Raw genomic sequence first — 21,201 nt, forward strand, 5'->3', positions numbered from 1 at the left:
TTTTGGACAGCCCTTTGAGAATAAGGCTATCCTGATTTCAGGAGGAAACTTAAACAGCAACCTTCTCAAGAATCTCCTGCTTCTATAAGCGGGAGAGGTTCAATTGCTTAATTTGTGGTAAAATATTGCAAAAATTAAGCCGTTTAGGGTATAATGGGATATTGAATAGACTAATAAGGGGGTTCGTAAATGCGAAGTATGACTGGTTTTGGCAGCGGTTCCGGCAACGACGGGAAACTGGCTGTCACTCTTGAAATGCGCGCTGTGAACCAACGTTTTTTGGAATTGAATATCCGCATGCCTCATGCTTATCTGGCCCTGGAAGACCGGTTGCGCAATGGCATCAAGGCCATCCTCAAGCGGGGCAAAGTCGACGTCTTCGTCACCGTTCAGGACCTGGACCCGGCGGCACCGGATGTCCGCGTCGACCACGCTGCCTTAGGCGCCGTCAAGACGGCCTTGCAGGACGTGAACGACCGTTTCTTTGAAGGCAAGGCCGTGACCCTCGGCGATGTGACGTCCCTGACCAAGGACTGGTTCGTCCAGACGCCGCCGGCCATCGATGCCGATGCCAGCTGGCCGCCTTTTGAAGCCGCCCTGCAGGGTGCCTTGGACAGCATGGTCGCCATGCGCGAACGGGAAGGGGCCAATATCAGCCGGGATCTCCTCAGCCGGGCCGATAAGATGGCAGCCCTCGTCGAATCCATTGCCAGCCGCAAGGAAATCATCGTCCAGGCCTATGAAGAACGGCTGGAAAAGAAAATCCTGGCCCTCATGGATAAGGTCCAGGCCGCCGTTCCCGATGAAGACCGGCTCTTGCAGGAAGTGGCCATCTATTCGGATAAAGTCGATTTCACCGAAGAAGTCGTTCGCTTCCGCAGCCACTTGAACCAGCTGCACGCCATGCTGCAAAGTCCCGGCGAAGTAGGGCGCAAGCTCGATTTCCTCATCCAGGAAATGAACCGCGAGACCAACACCATCGGCTCCAAGGCCGGCGACCTGGCCGTGACCGAAGCGGTCCTGCAGCTCAAGAATGAAATCGAAAAGATACGCGAACAGGTGCAGAATATCGAATGATGAATTTCAACTTATTAAATATCGGCTTCGGCAATGTCGTCATGGGCGACAAAGTCGTGGCCATCATCAGTCCTGAGTCGGCGCCTATCAAGCGCCTCGTCCAGGATGCCCGTGATGGGAATACCCTCATCGATGCGACTTTTGGCCGCAAGACCCGGTCGGTCCTGGTCATGGACAACGGCTGGATCATCTTGTCGGCCTTGCAGCCCGAGACGATTTCTCACCGCATCGTTCCCGCCGGCAGCGATTCCTTCTGGGAAGATGCCGCTGACGACGGGGAAACAGAAAAGGAGTAGTAATGCTATGAATGATTCCGGATTGCTCATCGTCGTGTCCGGCCCGTCCGGAGCCGGCAAGGGGACTATCTGTTCTGCTCTGCGGGAACAGTTCCCCAATATCCAGTATTCCATTTCTATGACGACCCGTGACCCCCGGCCCGGGGAAGTAGACGGCGTCAATTATTATTTTGCCGATAACGCGCGGTTCGAACAGCTCCTGGCAGAAGATGCCTTCCTGGAACACGCCAAGGTCTACGACCATTACTACGGCACGCCCAAGAAGTACGTCTACCAGATGTTGGAAGAAGGCAAGCATGTCATGCTGGAAATCGACATCCAGGGAGCCATGCAGGTCAAAGAACGGTATCCCCAGGGCGTCTTCATCTACATCGTACCACCCAGCCGGGCTGTGTTGGAAAAACGCCTCCGCGGCCGCCAGACCGATTCGGACGACGTCATCGCCGGCCGCCTGGCCAAGGCCCGGGAAGAACTGGATTGGATCGACCGCTATGATTATGTCATCGTCAACGACGATTTGGATAAGGCCGTCGACGAAGCGGCTTCTATCTTGAAAGCCGAACAGTGTAAAGTGACGCGCAATGCCCATCGCATCGCCCATACGAAAGAATTGTACAAATAATAGGAGAGATGAACTATGTTAATTAAACCGACTCTTGAATCCCTGATGACTAAAGTGGACAGCAAATATACGCTGGTTACGCTGGCTGCCAAACGGGCCCGCCAGCTTACCGATGGCGACGAACCCCTCGTCGACGTCGATACGACGAAAGTAGTTTCCATTGCCATGGAAGAAATCGACCAGGGCAAGATCACGTATGAAGCACCGCGTGACGGCATTAAATAACACGGAGGTGTTTTCCATGAGCTTGGAAAAGAAAAAGATTGTCTTAGGAATCACTGGCGGCATTGCGGCCTTCAAGGCAGCTTCTATTGCCAGTCAGCTCCGCAAGCGGGGGGCCGAAGTCAAATGCATCATGACCGACCATGCGACGAAACTGATTACGCCCTTGACGATGCGGGAAATTTCCGGCAATCCCGTTGCCGTATCCATGTTCGACGATGTGCCTGAATTCAACGTAGAACACATCGCCCTGGCCCGCTGGGCCGACGTCTTCGTCATTGCACCGGCGACGGCCGACATCATTGGCAAGATCGCCAACGGCATTGCCGACGACATGCTGTCGACGACGGTCATGGCTACGACGGCACCGGTCCTCATCGCACCGGCTATGAATACCAACATGTATCTCAACCCCATTACTCAGGACAATATGGCCAAGCTGAAGAAATTCGGCTATCATTTCATCGCTCCCGACAGCGGTCATCTGGCCTGCGGCATCGACGGCGTCGGCCGCCTGCCCGAACCGGATACCATCGTCGACTACATCGAGCTCCTGGCCTGCCGCAATGACCTCCTGAAAGGGAAAAAGGTCATCGTCACGGCTGGCGGCACGCGGGAACCTATCGACCCGGTCCGCTTCATCGGCAATCATTCCAGCGGCCGCATGGGCTTTGCCATCGCCAAGGCTGCCGTCATGGCCGGTGCTGAAGTCACCCTCGTCGCCGGGACGACGGATAACCTCAAGACACCTGTAGGCCTGGCCCGCCGCATTGATGTCGGCAGTACGCGTGACATGAAAGCTGCCGTCGATTCCTATTATGACGACTGCGACCTGGTCATCAAAGCCGCAGCTGTCGCCGATTACCGTTCGGCCCATCCGGCGGAAAACAAGATCAAGAAAAACGACGATACCCTGACCATCGAAATGGCCAAGAACCCGGATATCCTCTATGGCCTGGGCCAGCGCAAGACCCATCAGACCCTGGTCGGCTTTGCTGCCGAAACGACGAATGTCATCGAATACGGCACGAAGAAGCTCAAGAAGAAGAACCTCGACATGCTCGTCGCCAACGACGTCAGTGCCGAAGGAGCCGGCTTCAAAGGGACGACCAACATCGCCACCCTGCTTTTCCCGGACGGCTCTATGGAAAAATTAGAAAAAATGGATAAAGACGAACTCGCTGCCATCATCGTAGCCCGCGCGGCTGCCATTATGGCGAAAAAGAATAGTTGATAGCAGGGAGTTTGCAGAAAAAGGACTGTCGCATGTGCGACAGTCCTTTTTAGCAGTCAGCAGCTAGCTGTTAGCAGTTAGCAAATGAATTTAACTTTAAAAGTATCTTTACAAACTATGGGCCGATCACAAAAAAATACACGGCCCGTGGCCTTGTGCGTAGGGGACGCCTGGAAGGCGTCCCGCTGTGATATTCGATCATAGCCCATTCGGGCTTAATAGTATGTTTTTTTAATCACGAACCACGAGCCACTAACCACTAACCCGCCCTACGATGGCTTTGGCGAAGCCGTTGAGGTTGGTCGGGCCGACGGAGAGGATGGGGCAGTTATTTTCTTTGGCTTCCGTAATGGCCCAGCGGACGAGGGGCGTCTTGCCGTCTTCCAGGTTGACGACTAAGAGGGACGCTTCTTTCAGCATCCGGTCATCGCCCGGCTGGCCGCTGATGAGGAGGACGGCACCGAAACGGCGCTGGATGCGGCGCTGCCAGTCGGGATCGCCGCCGGCCAGGGCTATCTGACGGCCCGTGAGGAAGCGGTCCAGCTGGCGCGTATAATCGCGCTGGGTCATGAAGGAGGGCAGGTCCAGGCCGCGGTCTTCCGGGTCCCGGACGGAACGCGACGCTTCCTGGGGCGTCACTTTCCGCGGCGCCTGGCCTTTGGTCATATCCGGCCGCACCTGGCGCTTGTTGAGTTCCTTGCGCAGGGCCAGGAGTTCGGCAATCTGGCTGGATGCCGTTTCCTTTATCTTTTCGATATACTGTTCCTGCTTGCGGATACGGTCTTCATACTGTTTGCGGTCCTGTTCGCGGCCCGTCCTTTCCGCATCGAGTTCCTGGCGCAGCCGTTCCAGTTCAGAAAGGACGGCCGTGCGGTTCTTGGCTTCCAGGCGCAGGCGCAGGAGTTCTTCCCGGTCGGCGTCCATCTGGGCTTTTTCTTCCCGCAGCTGCTGAAGTTCTTCTTTTTCTTTGCCCATCATCATGGCCGGCGTTTCCTGGCCGCCAGTGACGGCTTCGTCGGACCAGGGCTGGTCGCAGATGACCATGAGATAGATGCCCAGGGCATGGGCTGCCGCGTGCTTGGCCATCTGCACGTCTTCAAAGACGTCGGTCAAGCCGAGAATCTGACTGTCCGTCTGGAGCATGAGCAGGTCGATGATGCCCATATAGGAAAAAGATTCCATAGTCTGCGCCATATCGTAGCGTTCGAGGTGGATCGTGCCGGCGTAGATTTCTTCCGGGTTCTGTTTGGACGTATAATACGTATTGATGAGCAGCCGGTCGGCCGTCCGTTCGTAGATGCGCAGTACCAAGGCGTCTTCCTGGTCTGTGCCGGTGTGGCGGCTGAAGGTCAGCCGTTCCTGGGAAAGAAGGGTCGTCACCAGGCTCGGGGTCTTGTACCATTTGCCGAATACTTCTACCCGCTTGGCCAGCCGCAGGTCGCCGGGCTTGCTGCAGGTTGCATAATCAAAATAAGGGTCGTTGAAGAATATATCTCTAGGCCGCAATTTGGTCATATCTAATCATCCTTTCTATCTTCTCCATTATAACCCTGCCTATAGGGCAACGTCTAGTAGACAATGTTTTTTAGGCATAAAAAACACTTGCAAAATAGGCGGACTTGAATTATAATGGATGAGCAAACCAAATAAAGAACCATCAAGAGACGACGGAGGGACTGGCCCTGTGATGTCGCAGCAACCTTCAGCTATGAAAGGTGCTAATTCCAGCAGTGATATACTGGCAGATGGGGATTAGAAGCCCCTCTCATGAAGTCATGGATGAGGGGAATTTTTTTTTAAGGAGGATCACTCATGGCAAAAAATCGTGAATTCTTTACATCCGAATCCGTCACCGAAGGCCATCCCGATAAAATGGCTGACCAGATTTCGGACAGCATTTTGGATGCCATTCTCGCAAAAGATAAAAACGCTCGCGTTGCTTGCGAAACCCTGGTAACGACTGGTATGGTACATGTCGTCGGTGAAATTTCTACGACGTGCTACGTCGATATCCCGCACATCGTCCGCGAAACGATTCGTGACATCGGCTATACCCGCGCTAAATATGGTTTTGACTGCGACACTTGCGGCGTCCTCGTTTCCCTGGACGAACAGTCCCCGGACATCGCTATGGGCGTCGACGATGCCTTGGAAAAGAAAGAAGGCAATACGGATAAGTTCGATACTATCGGCGCTGGCGACCAGGGCATGATGTTCGGCTATGCTACCAACGAAACGGACGACTACATGCCGCTGCCGATTTCCCTGGCACACCGCCTGGCACGCCGCCTGGCCAAAGTCCGCAAAGACGGCACACTGCCGTATCTCCGTCCCGATGGCAAGACCCAGGTCACTGTCGAATATGAAGACGGCAAACCGGTCCGCATCGATACGATCGTCATTTCGGCACAGCACAGCCCCGAAGTCGGCCGCGAACAGATCGAAAGCGACCTCCTCGAATTCGTCATCAAACCGGAACTGCCGGAAGGCTTGTTCGACGACAAGACGAAACTCTTCATCAATCCGACTGGCCGTTTCGTCATCGGCGGTCCTCAGGGCGATTCGGGCCTCACAGGCCGTAAGATCATCGTCGATACCTATGGCGGCATGGCTCGTCATGGCGGCGGTGCCTTCTCCGGCAAGGACCCCACAAAAGTCGACCGCTCGGCCGCTTATGCAGCCCGTTACGTCGCCAAGAACGTCGTCGCTGCCGGCCTGGCCGATAAATGCGAAATCCAGCTGGCTTATGCCATCGGCGTAGCCCGCCCGGTTTCCATCCACGTCGAAACCTTCGGTACGGGCAAAGTCCCGAACGAAAAGATCGTCGAACTCATCGAAAAGAACTTCGACCTTCGTCCGGCTGGCATCATCGCCATGCTCGACTTGCAGCGCCCGATTTACAAACAGACCGCTGCCTATGGCCACTTCGGCCGCAACGACCTCGACCTGCCTTGGGAAAAGACAGACAAAGCCGAAACGCTCCGCAAAGAAGCCGGCTTATAAGAGGCGGTTCGATAAACTGAACATCCAGAAAAGAGGCTGTCCCATTAAGACAGCCTCTTTTTGGGTATTGAGTTTGCAGTTTGTAGTTTTTTAGTGCGACAGCCCCATACAAAGGAGGTGTCCTTTTGATTGCTGAAATCATCATCAATACGACGGCGAAACGGCTGCAGCAGACTTTTTCCTATACCGTTCCCGATGGTCTGGCCGTCCGCGTCGGCAGCCGCGTCCTCGTGCCCTTTGGTCATCGCCGGGAAGAGGGCATCGTCGTCGCCCTCCATGAACAGCTGGACGAACCGGCCGATTTCACACTGAAGCCCGTCGAAGGCCTGCTTTCGACGCAGACCGGCTTCCAGGAAGAAATGATCCGCACGGCCATCTGGATCCGCGACTACTATGTCTGCAACCTTTCCGAAGCCCTGCGCCTGTTCATGATCGACAAGAAGGGCCTGGTCCGCCAGGAAATCTTGTCCGTCGGCCCGGCTGCGCCTGTGAGTCCTGAAGGGCGGCAGCTCCAGGCCTATGTCGCCGACAAGGGGAGCCGTGAAAAGGGCAGCCTTGTCCGCCGCTTCGGCAGGGACCTCGTCGAAACGGCCCTGGCCCGCCAGGTCCTGACCAGCCGGACTTATTACAAGAACCAGATTGCCGACAAGATGGAAGACTGGCTTTCCTTCGTCCACGATGATGACGAAGACATCCTCCACGGCCGGCGGCGCCAGCAGGAACTGCTCCAGGCCTTGAAAGAGAAGGGGGAAGGGGCCGTTTCCTATTGGCAGGGCCAGGGCTACAGCCGCGACCTCATGCGCCGTCTCTGTGCGACAGGCCTGGCCCGCTGGAGCCAGCGGCCGGCCAGGACGACGAATATCCTGCCGACCCTTTCTGGCGATGCTCCCTTTACGCTGACACCGGAACAACGCCAGGCAGTTAAAGTTATCGGAAGCGATGAACAAGGAAAAACCTACGTCCTCCACGGCATCACCGGCAGTGGCAAGACCGAAGTCTACATGCAGCTGGCCAGCCAGGTCCTGAAAGAAGGCCGGCAGGTCGTCGTTTTAGTGCCGGAAATCGCCCTGACCGGGCAAATCGTCCGCCGTTTCCTGCGCCGCTTCGGCGACGATGTCGTCGTCATGCACAGCCAGCTTTCCCAGGGTGAGAAGCGCAACAACTGGCTGCGTATGCAGAACGGGACGAGTCATATCTGTATCGGTGCCCGGTCGGCTGTCTTTACGGCGGCCCAGTCCATCGGCCTGTTCATCGTCGACGAAGCCCATGACAGTTCGTATAAGCAGGACGAAGCGCCGCGCTATCATGCCGTCGCCGTGACCCGCCAGCGGGCTGCGTACTACGGCTGCCCCGTAATTCTTGGCAGTGCCACGCCGGCGCTGGGCGACTACTATAAGGCCCTGCAGGGCGATTATGTCCTGGTCGAGCTGACAGAGCGCGTCGGCCAGCGGCCCCTGCCTTCGGTCCAGGTCGTCGACATGCGCGATGAATTGGCCCGCGGGAATTACCGCGTCGTTTCCGATTGCTTATTGAATCTCCTGGAAGAGACACTGGCAGCCCGGCAGCAGGCCATCATCCTTCTCAACCGCCGCGGCTTCTCGACATTCGTTATGTGCCGCAAGTGCGGCTACGTCGTCAAATGCGATACGTGCGACGTGGCCATGGTCTACCATCGTCAGGCCGCCCACCTGCGCTGCCATTACTGCGATGCCGAAAAGCCCGTGCCGACGGTCTGTCCGTCATGTGGCAGCAAATACATCAAATTCTTTGGCAGCGGCACGGAAAAAGTGGAACAGCAGCTCCACGAACTCCTGCCGTCGGCGCGCATCATCCGCCTCGACCAGGATACGACCAGCCGCAAGCACAGCGGCGACCGTATCATCGAAGCTTTCCGCCGTCATGAATATGACATCCTCCTGGGGACTCAGATGGTCGCCAAAGGCCACGATTTCCCCGGCGTCAGCGCCGTCGGCATCTTATCGGCCGACAGCCTGCTCAATATCCCGGCCTACTGGGCTGGGGAACGGACCTTCCAGCTCCTGACCCAGGCGGCTGGCAGGGCTGGCCGCGGTGATATCCCGGGGCGCGTCGTCATGCAGACCTACGCGCCGGACCATTACGTCATCCAGTGCGCTGCCCGCCAGGATTACCGGGCCTTTTATGACCAGGAAATCCAGTTCCGGAAAGAATTGGGCTATCCGCCTTTCCAGGAAATGGCCAAGATCTTAGTCCAGGATGAATCAGAAGAACAAGTCTGGCGCAAGGCCAACGACGTCGCAGCGGCCCTGAACAGCTGGAACGGGGACCACGGCGATGAAGTCGCCGTCATCGGTCCTTACGAAGACGTCATCAAGAAGATACGCAATAAATACCGCCTGGTCCTGTCCCTGACCGGAAAAGACCTGACAGCCATCAAAAAAGCCATGCAGCGCATCCCGGCCTGCTGGCAGACCGGCGTCCTCATCGATGTCGATCCCGTATAATCGTGGGGAATCGCACCTGCCTGTTCAGCCCGTCTGGGATGTGAGTACATTCCCACATCGGGCAGGAACGGGCGCCCCACGTGGCGACCCTTACAGTGCAAAATAAAAAATGAAAGAAGCATTCTGAGAAACTTCATGGCCATGGCGCCCTTCAGGATACGTCCGGAACCGCCCTCAGTGTTACTTCTTCCATTGCTGACGATGTAACATAACCTTATAAATGTTGTCAATTACGGCAGGAGAGAAATGGGCTATTTCAAGCAATTCTGATGAATCTATAGCATTTCTGGCGATTTCATACTATAATAGAAAAAAATAAGCATTTTTACTATTACAATGAGGTGAAAGTTACATGGCAGTACTTACTATTATTAAAGCCGGGGATCCCGTCCTGAAAGCGACGGCGAAACCCGTTACGAAAGTGAATAAACATATAAAGAAATTGCTCGACGACATGGCAGAAACGATGTATGCTGCTGAAGGCGTAGGCTTAGCTGCGCCGCAGGTCAATGAATCGCTGCAGCTCATCGTCCTCGACGACGGCAACGGCCTCATCGAGCTCATCAATCCGGAAATCCTGGAAAAATCGGACGAAACCAATGTCGATACCGAAGGCTGCCTGAGCATCCCCGGATATTACGGCAAAGTGGAACGGGCTTCCAAAATCAAGGTCCGTTCGCTGACACGTCACGGCAAGACCGTCATCTATGAACCGGAAGGCTTCCTGGCCCGTATTTTCCAGCATGAAATCGACCATCTCTATGGACATCTGTTCATCGAAAAGGCGACGGATTTACAGAAAGTAGGGGACTAATGGATAAGTTACGTATCGTATTCATGGGGACGCCGGACTTTTCCGTCCCGTCCCTGGAAAAATTGGCCCAGGCCGGCTATGATATCGCTGCCGTCTACAGCCAGCCCGATAAACAGCGGGGACGCGGCAAGAAGGTGACTTTCTCGCCGGTCAAGGAAAAGGCCCTGGAACTGGGCATCCCCGTCTTCCAGCCTGATTCCATGCGCAGTGACGACGTCATCGAACAGCTCCGCAGCCTGGCGCCGGACGTCATCATCGTCATCGCTTACGGTAAGATTTTGCCGAAAGCTGTCCTGGACATCCCGAAATACGGCTGCCTCAACGTCCACGGCTCGCTGCTGCCGAAGTATCGCGGCGCCGCCCCCATCCAGTACGCCATCAAAGACGGCGAAGCCGAAAGCGGCGTGACCATCATGCTTCTCGACGAAGGCATGGATACGGGGAAGATGCTGAAAAAAGCGGCTATTCCCCTGGATGCCAAGGAAACGACGGGGACCCTCTTCGATAAATTGTCCATCCTCGGGGCCCAGACCCTGCTCGACGTCCTGACCGACCTGGATGGCTATGAAAGCCGCGCCGTCGCCCAGGATGAAAGCCAGGCGACGTATACGGCCAAGATTACCAAGGAAGAAGCCCACATCGACTGGTCCCAGGATGCGGCCGTATTGGAACGGCTCATCCGGACGCTGGATCCCCATCCGGGTGCCTATACCATCTGCCACGATGGCAAGCGCCTGAAGATATGGGCAGCCGACGTCGTCGAAGGGACACAGGCTGCGCCGGGGACCGTGTTATCGGTGACTAAGAAACAATTCACCGTCCAGACCGGGAAAGGGGCTTTGCGCATCTGTGAAGTCCAGCCCGAAAGCCGCAAACGCATGGCTGCTGCCCAATATCTGCAAAGCGCAGCCTTGACGGCTGGTGAATTATTATAAATGACTCAGCGCAGAGAAGCGGGACAACTGCCGCAACGAAGACGGTTGCCCTGCTTTTGTGCTGTTCGCTACTGCTTTAAAAGCACAGGGAGGAATCCATGAACGTTCGTGAAATTGCCTTTCAGAGCCTGCTGACTATCTGCCGCGATGAAGGCTATAGCAATATCGTCGTCTCCAAGGCGATACAGACCCATCAATTTGCCGACAGGGACCGGCGCTTCTATACGGAGCTGGTTTACGGCACCTTGCGCTGCCTGAATTATCTGGATTGGATCATATCACAGATCAGTACGCGCAAACTGCAAAAACTCGACCCTGTCTGCCTGGCCATCATCCGCCTGGGCTTATATCAGATTTTCGGCATGACCAAAGTCCCCAAATCAGCGGCCTGCAATGAAGCCGTCAAGATGGCGACGAAATTCGGCAACCGGGGCATGGCCAAGTTCGTCAATGCCATGCTGCGCAACAGTATCCGCCGCCGCAGCCAGTTCGTCATCCCCGATAAGGGCGAAAACATCGTAGCCCACCTGGCCCTGACCTATCATCAGCAGGAATGGCTCGTCCGCCGCTGGATCGAAGCCTATGGCCCGGACGATACGGAACGGCTCTGCCAATATTTCGATACGATCCCGCCGCTGTGCCTGCGCGTCAATACGGCCCAGACCAGCCGCGAAGAGCTGCTGGCCGATTTGGAAAAACAAGGCCTGCCGGCCCGCCCGGCTGCCATTTCACCAGACGGCATCTACCTCGACGGCAATCCCGGCATCCATGAACTGACATGCCTGCGCGATGGCCGGGCCATCATCCAGGACGAACCGTCCCAGCTGGTAGCCCATATCGTCGATCCTCAGCCGCACGAAGTCATCTTCGACGTCTGCGCCGCTCCCGGCGGCAAGACGACGCACCTGGCCACACTGGGCGGCCCGTCCTGTGTCGTCTACGGCGGCGATATCCATGAGCATAAACTGCGGCTCATCGAATATAATGCCCAGAAACTGGGCCTCAAGAATGTGCGGACCCTGCTCCAGAACGGCTGCACCATCGGCCAGAAGTACGCCGGCAAAGCCGACCGGGTCCTGGTCGATGCCCCTTGTTCGGGCCTCGGCGTCCTGCGCCATAAGATCGACCTGCGCTGGCGCAAGAATCCCAGCGACCTGCGCACCCTGCCGGCCCTGCAGCGGCGCATCCTGGACAGTGCATCCCAATGCGTCCGTCCTGGCGGCATCCTGGTCTACAGTACCTGCACCATGAATGATGATGAAAACAGCCGCATCGTGGCTGCCTTTTTGAAGAATCATCCGGAATTCCACGTAGAAAACGCGACGCAGTGGCTTCCCGTTCCCGGCCATGAAGGGCCTTTCATCCAGCTCCTGCCACAGCGCGACGGCCTGGATGGTTTCTTCATTGCCCGCATGAAAAAGGAGGGCTGACATGAGTAATGTATTTGATATGACCAAAAAGGAACTCCAGGCGTTCCTCGTCGCCCAGGGGATGAAAAAGTTCCGGGCCGACCAGATTTTTCATTATATTTATAAGCAAAATATCTTTTCCTGGAATGATATGGTCCTACTGCCCAAGAAAGACCGGGAACAGCTGAAGGAAGTGCTGCCAATCTATTTCCCGGAAGTCGTGTCCCGCCTGGACGCCCCGGACGGACAGACAGTGAAGCTCTTATTGCAGCTGGCTGACGGTGAGACCGTAGAAACGGTCCTCATGAAGCACGACTATGGCAATTCCATCTGTGTATCGTCCCAGGTCGGCTGTGCCGTCAACTGCGCCTTCTGTGCGTCCGCCAAGAATGGCTTCGTCCGCAACCTGTCGGCTGGCGAAATGGTCGCCCAGCTCCTGGCTTTCCGCAAATACGTCACGCCGGACCTCCATTCTATCGTCATCATGGGGACAGGGGAACCGCTCCTCAACTACGATAACGTCATCCGCTTCATGAAGCTCATCCACGAAAAGGATACGCTCTATCTGGGCTATCGCAACATGGCCTTGTCGACGTCGGGCATCGTCCCCAAGATGTACGACCTGGCCAAAGAGGGCATGCCCATCACCCTGGCCGTATCCCTCCACGCGCCGAACGATGCCTTGCGGCGTCGCATCATGCCGATTGCCGAGAAATATCCCCTCGACGAAGTCCTGAAGGCGGCCCGCCACTATTTCGATGTCACTGGCCGGAAGGTCACCTTTGAATACATCCTCATCAAGGGCCTGACTTGTACCAACGCCTGCGCTAAGGAACTGGCCCGTCTCCTGGGTGGTCAGAACATCCTGGTCAATGCCATTCCCATCAACGACAACTACGACGTCGGCCTCTACCGGCCCGATGAAAAGACGATGAATGAATTCGTCACGTATTTGCAGCGCCACGGCGTTTCCGTCACTCTGCGGCGGGAAATGGGCAGCCAGATACAGGCCGCCTGCGGCCAGCTGCGCATAAAACGCGAAAAAATTTGACAGGTGACGGCGAATATGATATGAATTAATGTGTACCTATAACGAAACACCGTGAGAGGACGTGAGAATTTGGGCACATACGGTGAATCCAAAATCGGCCTGGTTCGGAAAGTGAATGAAGATTCCTTTTATATCAGCCACGAGAAAAACGTACTGGCCGTAGCCGACGGTATGGGCGGCTATGTAGGCGGTGAAATCGCCAGCAAGACGGCCGTAGAAGCGATAGCTTATTATTTCAAGAACTTTAGTTATGCAGCACCGGTACAGCTGGAGAAAGCCATTCAATATGCGAATTCCAGCATCCTCAGCAAGACCTTGATCGACCCTTCGCTCAAGGGCATGGGGACGACCGTGTCCATGGTGACCCTGGCTCGTCATATGGCCTTCTGGGGCCACGTCGGTGACAGCCGCATCTACTTATACCGCGACGGGGAATTCAAACAGATTTCCGTCGACCATACGATCGTCCAGGTCCTGCTCGAAAAGGGCAAGATAACTGAAGAAGAAGCGATGGATCATCCCCAGCGCCATGTGCTGACCAGAGCCGTCGGCGTCGATGAGAACTTGGTCGTCGACAGCGGAGCCTTTGAAGTACAGCCGAAAGATCGCATCCTGATTTGTTCCGACGGCTTGACATCATTCATCCAGAAACAGGAACTCTACGATGCTATCGGCGATTACCGCCGGACAGAACGGGAAATCATCAATGATCTCTTTGCCCGCGTCTATGAAAACGGGGCGAAAGATAATATCACGGCAATTTTAACAACCATATAATCGGGAACGACTATGAAAGTGGTGGAATAGCTAAAAATGATTGGTCATATCTTAGATAACAGATACAAGATATTGGAAAAAGTAGGCACAGGCGGCATGGCCAGCGTGTACAAAGCACAGGATATCCTCCTGGACCGGATCGTCGCCGTAAAAATACTTCATTCAAAATACGGCAACGACCACGATTTTGTCGTCCGCTTCCGCCAGGAAGCCCAGGCGGCTGCCAAATTGTCACACCCCAATATTGTCAATATATACGACGTCGGCTACGATGAAAATGTCCATTACATCGTCATGGAATTCGTGCGCGGCGAAACGTTAAAAGAATACATCGAAAAACACGGCCACCTGCCGATCAACACGTCGATACAGATTGCCTTCGATATCGGCGAAGCCCTGGAAAATGCTCATGCCAACGGCATTGTCCACTGCGACATCAAGCCTCATAATATCCTGGTCACCGAGACAGGACGCATCAAAGTCGCCGATTTCGGCATCGCCCGGGCTGTGAATTCCGTCGAAAACAGCGACCGTACCGTCCTCGGCTCAGTCCATTATTTTTCACCGGAACAGGCCAGTGGCGGCCATATCGACGAACGGACGGATATTTATTCCCTAGGCGTCGTCATGTATGAAATGATGACTGGCGTCGTCCCTTTCCAGGGCGATACGGCCATCAGTATCGCCTTGAAGCACGTCCAGGACGATATTCCCTTGCCGACGAAGTACAACCGCCGTATCCCGCGGCTCGTCGAACAGGTCATCCTCAAGGCCATGGCCAAGAACCCGGACGACCGCTTCCAGTCCATCGGCGAGATGATGTCGGAACTGCGCCTGTCCCAGGGTTTCATCAATACCAACGGCGCTCGGCCGATCATCAGCAAGGGTCCGTATAACTTCGGCACGCAGAAATTACAGCCTATCAAGGAAAAGGACCTGCCCGAAGAAGAACCGAAAGAAAAGAAGAAGAACCCCTTCACGCGGTTCATGGATTCTATCAGCAATCATTCGCAGAAAACTATCATCATCGGTATGCTCGGCGTCTTCCTCGTCGCCTTTGTCTGGGCCTTCTTTTCCTTTGGGAATTTTTGGAGTACCGAAGACATTACCGTACCGGATGTGACGGGTAAACAGGTCGAAATCGCCAAGAAGATACTGAAAGATAAGAAACTCGACGTTTCCGTCAAGGAAGTGGAAAGCGACGAAGTGCCAGTCGGCGAAGTCATTTCCCAGACACCGTCTGGCGGAGCCGTCGTCAAGGCCAACCGGACCATTTACCTGACCGTCAGCAAGGGGAATAAAGGTGAAGAAGTCCTCATACCGGACCTGCGGAGCCTGACCCTCGATGAGGCCGAAAAGAAACTGAAGGAAATCGGCCTGTCTGTGGGCAAGGTGCGCTACAAAGAGAGCGCTCAGTATGCCGACGGGACCATCATCGACCAGGACCCGGAATCGCCGAAGAAAGTCGAAAAGGGGACGAAAGTCGACCTCGTCGTCTGCCGTAAGAGCGAAGCCGAAAAAGAAGCAGAAGCGGCCAAGAATGAAGCCCCTAATACGAGCGGCATGAGCCTCGATGCGGCCGTGAAGGCCCTGGAAAGCGCCGGCTATTCCGTCGGCAGCGTGTCCAACCTCGATTCGTCGAAGGACAGCTCTCAGGCCGTCGTCACGGGCCAGACGTCGGAAGACGGCAAGGTCGTCAACTTGTCCGTCGAATATCCGTCGTCCCAGAGCAGCCAGAGCTCGCCGTCGAGCAGCTCCAGCGGCTCCGATGGCAGTGCCAATAACCAGGAACCGGCCGGGACGCCTCATTACGGGACGGTCAATATCAGCGTACCGTCTGGCGCTTCCAGCCAGCATGTCCAGATCGTCGTATCCGACGACAATGGCTCGCGCGTCGTCTATGACCGCAGCCAGGCCGGCGGCGACAACATCTCTAAGAGCGTCAGCGGCACGGGCAAGACGAGAGTCAAAGTATACATCAACAATTCGTTAGTACAGGACCAGTATATCTAAGGGGAGGAACATGACAAAAGGACGCGTCATCAAGAACTATAACGGCTATTATTACGTCGATGTCGGCCGGGAAGGGCTCATCGAGTGCCGACGCCGCGGCAAATTGCTGAAAGCGAAGATCCTCGTCGGCGACGAGCTGGAAATCACCGAGCTGGGCCAGGACAAGGGCGTCATCGAAGCCCTGCTGCCCCGGCGCAACCAGATACGCCGGCCGGCCGTGGCCAATATCGACCAGCTCCTGGTCATCATGGCGGCCAAGTCGCCGGATCCGAACCAGTTCCTCGTCGATAAGATGCTCATGACCTGTGAATACGGCGGCATCCATCCGACGCTGTGCTTCAATAAGTGCGACCTGGACCGGGAGACGGCCGAATCCTACAAGGCCTTTTATGAACGCTGCGGCTATGACGTCTATCTCGTGTCGGCCAAGACCGGCGAAGGCCTCGATACCCTGCGTAATCTGCTGCCCCACCGCATGACGGCCTTTTCCGGCCCGTCGGGCGTCGGCAAGTCGAGCCTGCTGTCCCAGATCCTGGGCCGGGAAGACTTGTCCGTCGGCGCCGTCAGCGAAAAGATCAAGCGCGGCCGCCATACGACACGCCATTCGGAAATCATGCGCCTCGACAGCGATACGTATGTCGTCGATACGCCGGGATTCAGCTCTCTCGACTTCGAGCACCTCGACCCGAAGGAAGTCCTGCGCCTCTTCCCGGACATGCTGCCCTACAGCGGCGGCTGCAAGTTCTCGTCGTGTCTCCATCTGTCCGAACCGGAATGTACGGTCAAACAGGCCGTCGCTGACGGCCATATCCAGAAAGAACGGTATGACACATACTGTAAGATACTCACTTCCATTGCAGAAAGGAAACGATAGTCATGGTAACCATTTGCCCATCTATATTATCGGCGGACTTCTCCCGCCTGGCTGAAGACATTCAGGACGTCGAACGGAAGGGGGCAGATTGTATCCATCTCGACTTGATGGACGGCCATTTCGTGCCGAACCTGACCTTTGGCGTCCCCGTCGTCAAGGCTCTGCGTAGCTGCACCAAGCTGCCCTTCGATGCCCATCTCATGGTAGAACATCCGGAAACCTACATCGACGGCCTGGCTGCTGCCGGTGTCCAGTACGTCACGGTCCATCAGGAAGCCTGCACCCATCTCGACCGGGTCCTGCAGCAGATCCACGAAGCCGGCATGAAAGGCGGCGTCGCCCTCAACCCGGCGACCCCCGTATCGACTTTGTCCTGCCTGGCCGGGCAGCTGGACATGATCCTCATCATGAGCGTCAACCCCGGCTTCGGCGGCCAGAAGTTCATTCCTTATGCCGTCGATAAGATCCGCCAGGCCAAGGCGCTTCTGGAACAGGCCGGCAATACGACGGCTGTCATCGAAGTCGATGGCGGCGTCAATGCCAAGACCGTCCAGGCCGTCAAAGACGCCGGTGCGACCTTCCTCGTCGCCGGCAGTGCCGTCTTCGGAGCTGACGACCGGGCCGCTGCCATCGCGTCCTTGCGATAAGGACTTGTATTTCTTCTTTTCATGTGCTAAAATCATACATGTAGTTCAAATGAATAAGGATAGTCTTTGAGGCAAGGTGAGAAAGCGGCGCTTTCAATTCCTGACCGGCGGTGACAGTCCGCTAACCCGCAAGGGTTGAACCGATGCAATTTCGGTACCGACAGTACAGTCTGGATGGGAAAAGACGACAGATTGTGTTTTTGTTGCGCTCAAAAGGCTATGGGAATCTTACGTCCATAGCCTTTTTTTATCTTGCGAATCTGAATAGAAGGGAAGGAATACATTGGAACCGGCAGAGTATATGAAAAAAGCCCTGGAATTGGCAAAGACCGCCCTGGGCTATACGACACCCAATCCTGCCGTCGGCTGCGTCATCGTCAAAGATGGCGAAATCGTCGGCACGGGATACCATCATAAGGCCGGCACGCCTCATGCCGAAGTATGGGCATTGCGTGAAGCTGGCGAACGGGCGAAGGGGGCTACGGTCTATGTGACCCTCGAACCTTGCGCCCATTACGGGAGAACGCCGCCGTGTGCCCGGACCCTCGTCGAAAAAGGCGTCGGCAAAGTCGTCATGGCCATGCTCGACCCCAACCCCTTAGTGGCTGGCAAAGGCGCGGCCATCCTGCGCAAAGCCGGCATCGCCGTCGAAGTCGGCCTCATGTCGAAGGAAGCGGCTCAGCTCAACGAAGTCTTCATCAAGAACATGATGGTCCAGAAACCGTTCATCGCCATCAAACTGGCCCAGAGCCTCGATGGCCGCACAGCTTCACGGACGGGGAAATCCCAGTGGATCACCAACGAATGGGCCCGCAGCTACGGTCACTATCTGCGCTCCATCTATGACGGCATCTTAGTCGGCATCAACACGGTCCTGACGGACAATCCCCTCTTGACCAGCCGCATCGAACGGCCCGGCCAGGATGCACCGCATCAGCCCGTGCGCATCGTACTGGATACGAAAGGGCGGACGCCTTTGAATTCGCTCGTCGTCACCGATAAGACGACGCAGACCATCATCGTCACGACGTCCCTGTGCCCGGTAGAGAAGATGAAAGCCCTGAAAGAGGCTGGCGTCCGCGTCATCCTGGCACCGCTCCAGGACGGCAAGACCATCTACCTGCCCGACGCCTTGCAGCTCCTGCACGACGAAGGGCTGACCAGCATCCTCGTCGAAGGCGGCAGTACCGTCCAGGGCAGCTTCTTCGATGCCCGCCTGGTCGATAAGATCTATGCCTTCATGGGGGACAAGGTCATCGGTGGGACCGGAGCCCTGCCGTCTGTCGGCGGCTGCGGCGTCGATGAACTCGATGAATGCCTGCCGCTGGTCTACGATTCGGCAGAACTCCATGACAATAATGTATTGATTACGGCATATAATGCCAACAGGGAGGGCGCCTATGTTCACTGGCATCATTGAGGAACTGGGGACGATTGCCCATATGGACCGCCGCCCCGATTCCATCCGCCTGACCATTCAGGCACACAAAGTATTAGAAGGCACGCAGCTCGGCGACAGCATTGCCGTCAACGGCGTCTGCCTGACCGTCACGGATATGACGGACTCGACCTTTTCGGCCGACGTCATGCATGAAACCATGCGCCGCTCGTCGTTCAGCACTATCAAGAGCGGTTCCCAAGTCAACCTCGAACGGGCCATGCAGGTCGGCGGCCGCCTGGGCGGTCATATCGTCAGCGGCCATATCGACGGCATCGGCCACGTCGCCCGCATTGCCACCGATGGCATTGCCCGGGTCATCACCATTTCCATCCCCAAGGACATGGAGCCGTTCATCGTCGAAAAAGGCTCTATCACCATCGACGGCATCAGCCTGACTGTCGTATCCGTCGGCAGCAGCCAATTTTCCGTTTCCATCATCCCTCATACCATGGCCAATACGACGCTCATGGATAAACATCCGGGCGCTATCGTCAATTTGGAAACGGATGTCATCGGGAAATATGTCCATAGCTTTACCGTCGGTCATCCGTCGTCGGCGTCTTCGGGCCTGACGATGGAAAAACTGCTGGAAAATGGATTTTAACATAATATTTCAGAATAGGAGTGTTTTACAATGGTACAAGTCAAAGAAGGTAAATTAATCGGTTCTGGTGCGAAGTTCGGCATCGTCGTCGCACGTTTCAACGAATTCATCTGCAGCAAGCTCCTCGGCGGCGCTTACGACGCTCTCCATCGTCATGGCGTCGATGACGCAGACATTACGACGGCCTGGGTCCCGGGCGCCTTTGAAATCCCTCTGATCGCCCAGAAAATGGCAGAATCGGGTAAATACGACGCCGTCATCTGCCTCGGTGCCGTCATCCGCGGCGCTACCAGCCATTATGACCTCGTCTGCGGTGAATCGGCCAAAGGCATCGCCCAGGCATCCCTCAAGACGGGCATCCCCATCATGTTCGGCGTCATCACGACAGAAAACATCGAACAGGCCATCGAACGGGCTGGCACAAAAGCCGGCAACAAAGGCTTCGACGTCGCTACCAGCGCCATCGAAATGGTCAACCTCATCAAAGAATTATAAAAGCAAGCGAAATCACAAAGGGCTGTCTCTCCGGGCGGATGCTGGGAAAGGCAGCCCTTGCTATAAATCGATATTTCAATCAGATGACAGGGGTGATAAGTCATGGCTTTATGTGAAATTCATATGGAAAACTTTTCAGTTTTTTCGGATGGAAAAATTTCTTTATCGCCGAATATAAATGTATTCATTGGAGCTAATGGAACAGGGAAGACGCAGCTGTTAAAAGCAGTATATGGTTGTTGCGAATTGACAGCAGACCATCGTGAAAATTTCCAGGCCTGTTTCCAGCTAAACGCTAAGACGAAGTCATTAGCAAGGAATAAAAAGCAGAACGTATGCCATTTTTCTCTTGCTAGTACAGATCAGGAGGCTAAAATCATGACCCATCATCTTTTGGAGTCTGATGATACTGGTGTACAGACCGTGTCCTATGAGCACAGCCTTTTCACAAAAAAAATCAATGCCGTTTATTTGCCGGTAAAAGATATGCTGACCCATTCACGGGGATTATTAGCTATGGCGCACAAGTACAATGACTTTCCCTTTGACAAGAATTTACTGGATAGTATCGAATGTGCCGGGCGTTGGGGACTTAAACAGCCATCAGCGTTGGCAAAGAGTATATTGCCACTGTTAGACCCGTTGATTAATGGGACCATTGCGATTGACAACGACGAATTTTACATTGTCAAAAAAAATGGACAGAAAATCAATTTTGAATTGGAAGCGGAAGGCTTTAAGAAAATTGGGATTCTTTGGCAATTATTGATGAATGAAACCATTACGGAAAATACGATACTTCTATGGGATGAACCAGAAGCCAATTTAAACCCTGAATTTTTGCCGGTTATTGCCGATTGCCTTTTAGCCCTTTCCAGACAGCATGTACAAATCCTTATCAGTACGCATAGCTATATTTTGGCCAAATATATCGAAATTCGTGCCAAGGACACGGATAAGGTCCTTTTTCATTCGCTGTATAAAAAAGATGATGGATTAGTATACGATGAACAACAGAAAAAATTTAGTGCTCTCCAAAATAATACGATTGTAACCGCTTTTGAAGCGCTTATGGATGAAATCTACATGGGAAGAAAAGCAGGTGAATAAGGTGGAACAGATTTTCAGGGAGTGTAAAATAGTTTGTGTAAATCGGTATTGCATGAATCTACTTTATGCCCCATACTGGGGTAAACAAAGATAA

Annotated in this window: 20 protein-coding genes and 2 riboswitches; of the genes, 19 read left to right on the forward strand and 1 reads right to left on the reverse strand. The window is 55.0% G+C overall.

Features of this window, described 5'->3' with window-relative positions; genetic code table 11:
- The first annotated feature begins 189 nt into the window (after positions 1 to 189).
- From WMO23_RS07180 to coaBC, 5 genes are read left to right on the forward strand one after another with little or no spacing between them, the layout of a single operon-like run.
- Positions 190 to 1,077 carry a YicC/YloC family endoribonuclease gene (locus WMO23_RS07180; protein ID WP_292298850.1) on the forward strand — a complete coding sequence of 296 codons (888 nt, stop codon included), beginning with the start codon at positions 190 to 192 and terminating at the stop codon, positions 1,075 to 1,077.
- On the forward strand, positions 1,077 to 1,373 hold the full coding sequence (gene remA, locus WMO23_RS07185; RefSeq protein ID WP_020311559.1) for an extracellular matrix/biofilm regulator RemA: 297 nt from the start codon (positions 1,077 to 1,079) through the stop codon (positions 1,371 to 1,373). The genes WMO23_RS07180 and remA overlap by 1 nt, the downstream gene beginning before the upstream one ends.
- A gap of 7 nt (positions 1,374 to 1,380) precedes the next feature.
- Entirely contained in the window at positions 1,381 to 1,995 is a 615-nt protein-coding gene (gene gmk / locus WMO23_RS07190; protein WP_292107342.1) for a guanylate kinase, read from the forward strand.
- Between the two features lie 15 nt (positions 1,996 to 2,010).
- Positions 2,011 to 2,220 carry a DNA-directed RNA polymerase subunit omega gene (rpoZ, locus tag WMO23_RS07195; protein ID WP_014016712.1) on the forward strand — a complete coding sequence of 70 codons (210 nt, stop codon included), beginning with the start codon at positions 2,011 to 2,013 and terminating at the stop codon, positions 2,218 to 2,220.
- A 16-nt stretch (positions 2,221 to 2,236) separates the two neighbouring features.
- Positions 2,237 to 3,451: a bifunctional phosphopantothenoylcysteine decarboxylase/phosphopantothenate--cysteine ligase CoaBC gene (coaBC, locus tag WMO23_RS07200; protein ID WP_020311557.1), complete on the forward strand. Its 1,215-nt coding sequence runs from the start codon at positions 2,237 to 2,239 to the stop codon at positions 3,449 to 3,451.
- Positions 3,452 to 3,703: 252 nt separating this feature from the next.
- Here coaBC and WMO23_RS07205 read toward each other — a convergent pair whose 3' ends face one another.
- A complete protein-coding gene (locus tag WMO23_RS07205; RefSeq protein ID WP_020724107.1) occupies positions 3,704 to 4,966 on the reverse strand; it encodes a hypothetical protein in 1,263 nt (420 codons plus the stop codon).
- A 136-nt stretch (positions 4,967 to 5,102) separates the two neighbouring features.
- Positions 5,103 to 5,203, forward strand: a riboswitch (SAM riboswitch).
- 60 nt (positions 5,204 to 5,263) lie between these two features.
- On the opposite strand from WMO23_RS07205, the gene metK reads away from it, so the two are divergent.
- From metK to WMO23_RS07275, 14 genes are all read left to right on the forward strand, one after another.
- Positions 5,264 to 6,454, forward strand: a complete 1,191-nt coding sequence (gene metK / locus WMO23_RS07210; protein WP_020311554.1) for a methionine adenosyltransferase — start codon at positions 5,264 to 5,266, stop codon at positions 6,452 to 6,454.
- 125 nt (positions 6,455 to 6,579) lie between these two features.
- Positions 6,580 to 8,937: a replication restart helicase PriA gene (priA, locus tag WMO23_RS07215; protein WP_292107332.1), complete on the forward strand. Its 2,358-nt coding sequence runs from the start codon at positions 6,580 to 6,582 to the stop codon at positions 8,935 to 8,937.
- A gap of 352 nt (positions 8,938 to 9,289) precedes the next feature.
- Positions 9,290 to 9,751 carry a peptide deformylase gene (gene def / locus WMO23_RS07220; RefSeq protein ID WP_020311553.1) on the forward strand — a complete coding sequence of 154 codons (462 nt, stop codon included), beginning with the start codon at positions 9,290 to 9,292 and terminating at the stop codon, positions 9,749 to 9,751.
- A complete protein-coding gene (gene fmt, locus WMO23_RS07225; protein ID WP_020311552.1) occupies positions 9,751 to 10,686 on the forward strand; it encodes a methionyl-tRNA formyltransferase in 936 nt (311 codons plus the stop codon). Before def ends, fmt begins: the two co-directional genes overlap by 1 nt.
- Before the next feature lie 98 nt (positions 10,687 to 10,784).
- Positions 10,785 to 12,116 carry a 16S rRNA (cytosine(967)-C(5))-methyltransferase RsmB gene (gene rsmB, locus WMO23_RS07230; protein ID WP_020311551.1) on the forward strand — a complete coding sequence of 444 codons (1,332 nt, stop codon included), beginning with the start codon at positions 10,785 to 10,787 and terminating at the stop codon, positions 12,114 to 12,116.
- Between the two features lies 1 nt (position 12,117).
- Complete coding sequence (rlmN, locus tag WMO23_RS07235) at positions 12,118 to 13,146, forward strand: dual-specificity RNA methyltransferase RlmN (RefSeq protein ID WP_020311550.1); 1,029 nt, start codon at positions 12,118 to 12,120, stop codon at positions 13,144 to 13,146.
- A gap of 69 nt (positions 13,147 to 13,215) precedes the next feature.
- Positions 13,216 to 13,923, forward strand: coding sequence for a Stp1/IreP family PP2C-type Ser/Thr phosphatase (locus tag WMO23_RS07240; protein WP_020311549.1), 708 nt, complete (start codon positions 13,216 to 13,218; stop codon positions 13,921 to 13,923).
- A 36-nt stretch (positions 13,924 to 13,959) separates the two neighbouring features.
- Positions 13,960 to 15,936 carry a Stk1 family PASTA domain-containing Ser/Thr kinase gene (pknB, locus tag WMO23_RS07245; RefSeq protein WP_292282577.1) on the forward strand — a complete coding sequence of 659 codons (1,977 nt, stop codon included), beginning with the start codon at positions 13,960 to 13,962 and terminating at the stop codon, positions 15,934 to 15,936.
- 10 nt (positions 15,937 to 15,946) lie between these two features.
- Positions 15,947 to 16,810, forward strand: a complete 864-nt coding sequence (gene rsgA, locus WMO23_RS07250; protein WP_020311547.1) for a ribosome small subunit-dependent GTPase A — start codon at positions 15,947 to 15,949, stop codon at positions 16,808 to 16,810.
- A 2-nt stretch (positions 16,811 to 16,812) separates the two neighbouring features.
- On the forward strand, positions 16,813 to 17,457 hold the full coding sequence (gene rpe, locus WMO23_RS07255; protein WP_020311546.1) for a ribulose-phosphate 3-epimerase: 645 nt from the start codon (positions 16,813 to 16,815) through the stop codon (positions 17,455 to 17,457).
- Between the two features lie 58 nt (positions 17,458 to 17,515).
- A riboswitch (FMN riboswitch) is annotated at positions 17,516 to 17,647 on the forward strand.
- A gap of 93 nt (positions 17,648 to 17,740) precedes the next feature.
- Positions 17,741 to 18,877: a bifunctional diaminohydroxyphosphoribosylaminopyrimidine deaminase/5-amino-6-(5-phosphoribosylamino)uracil reductase RibD gene (gene ribD, locus WMO23_RS07260; protein WP_020723932.1), complete on the forward strand. Its 1,137-nt coding sequence runs from the start codon at positions 17,741 to 17,743 to the stop codon at positions 18,875 to 18,877.
- Positions 18,858 to 19,502, forward strand: a complete 645-nt coding sequence (locus WMO23_RS07265; protein WP_020310651.1) for a riboflavin synthase — start codon at positions 18,858 to 18,860, stop codon at positions 19,500 to 19,502. The genes ribD and WMO23_RS07265 overlap by 20 nt, the downstream gene beginning before the upstream one ends.
- Before the next feature lie 30 nt (positions 19,503 to 19,532).
- A complete protein-coding gene (gene ribH, locus WMO23_RS07270) occupies positions 19,533 to 19,997 on the forward strand; it encodes a 6,7-dimethyl-8-ribityllumazine synthase (protein WP_014016697.1) in 465 nt (154 codons plus the stop codon).
- A 102-nt stretch (positions 19,998 to 20,099) separates the two neighbouring features.
- The gene (locus tag WMO23_RS07275) at positions 20,100 to 21,107 is read left to right on the forward strand and encodes an AAA family ATPase (RefSeq protein WP_349173661.1); all 1,008 of its coding nucleotides are present in this window, start codon (positions 20,100 to 20,102) and stop codon (positions 21,105 to 21,107) included.
- Positions 21,108 to 21,201 lie beyond the last annotated feature (94 nt).

Origin of the sequence: Megasphaera intestinihominis (genome assembly GCF_040096415.1) — a bacterium.
GTDB classification, from domain to species: domain Bacteria; phylum Bacillota; class Negativicutes; order Veillonellales; family Megasphaeraceae; genus Megasphaera; species Megasphaera intestinihominis.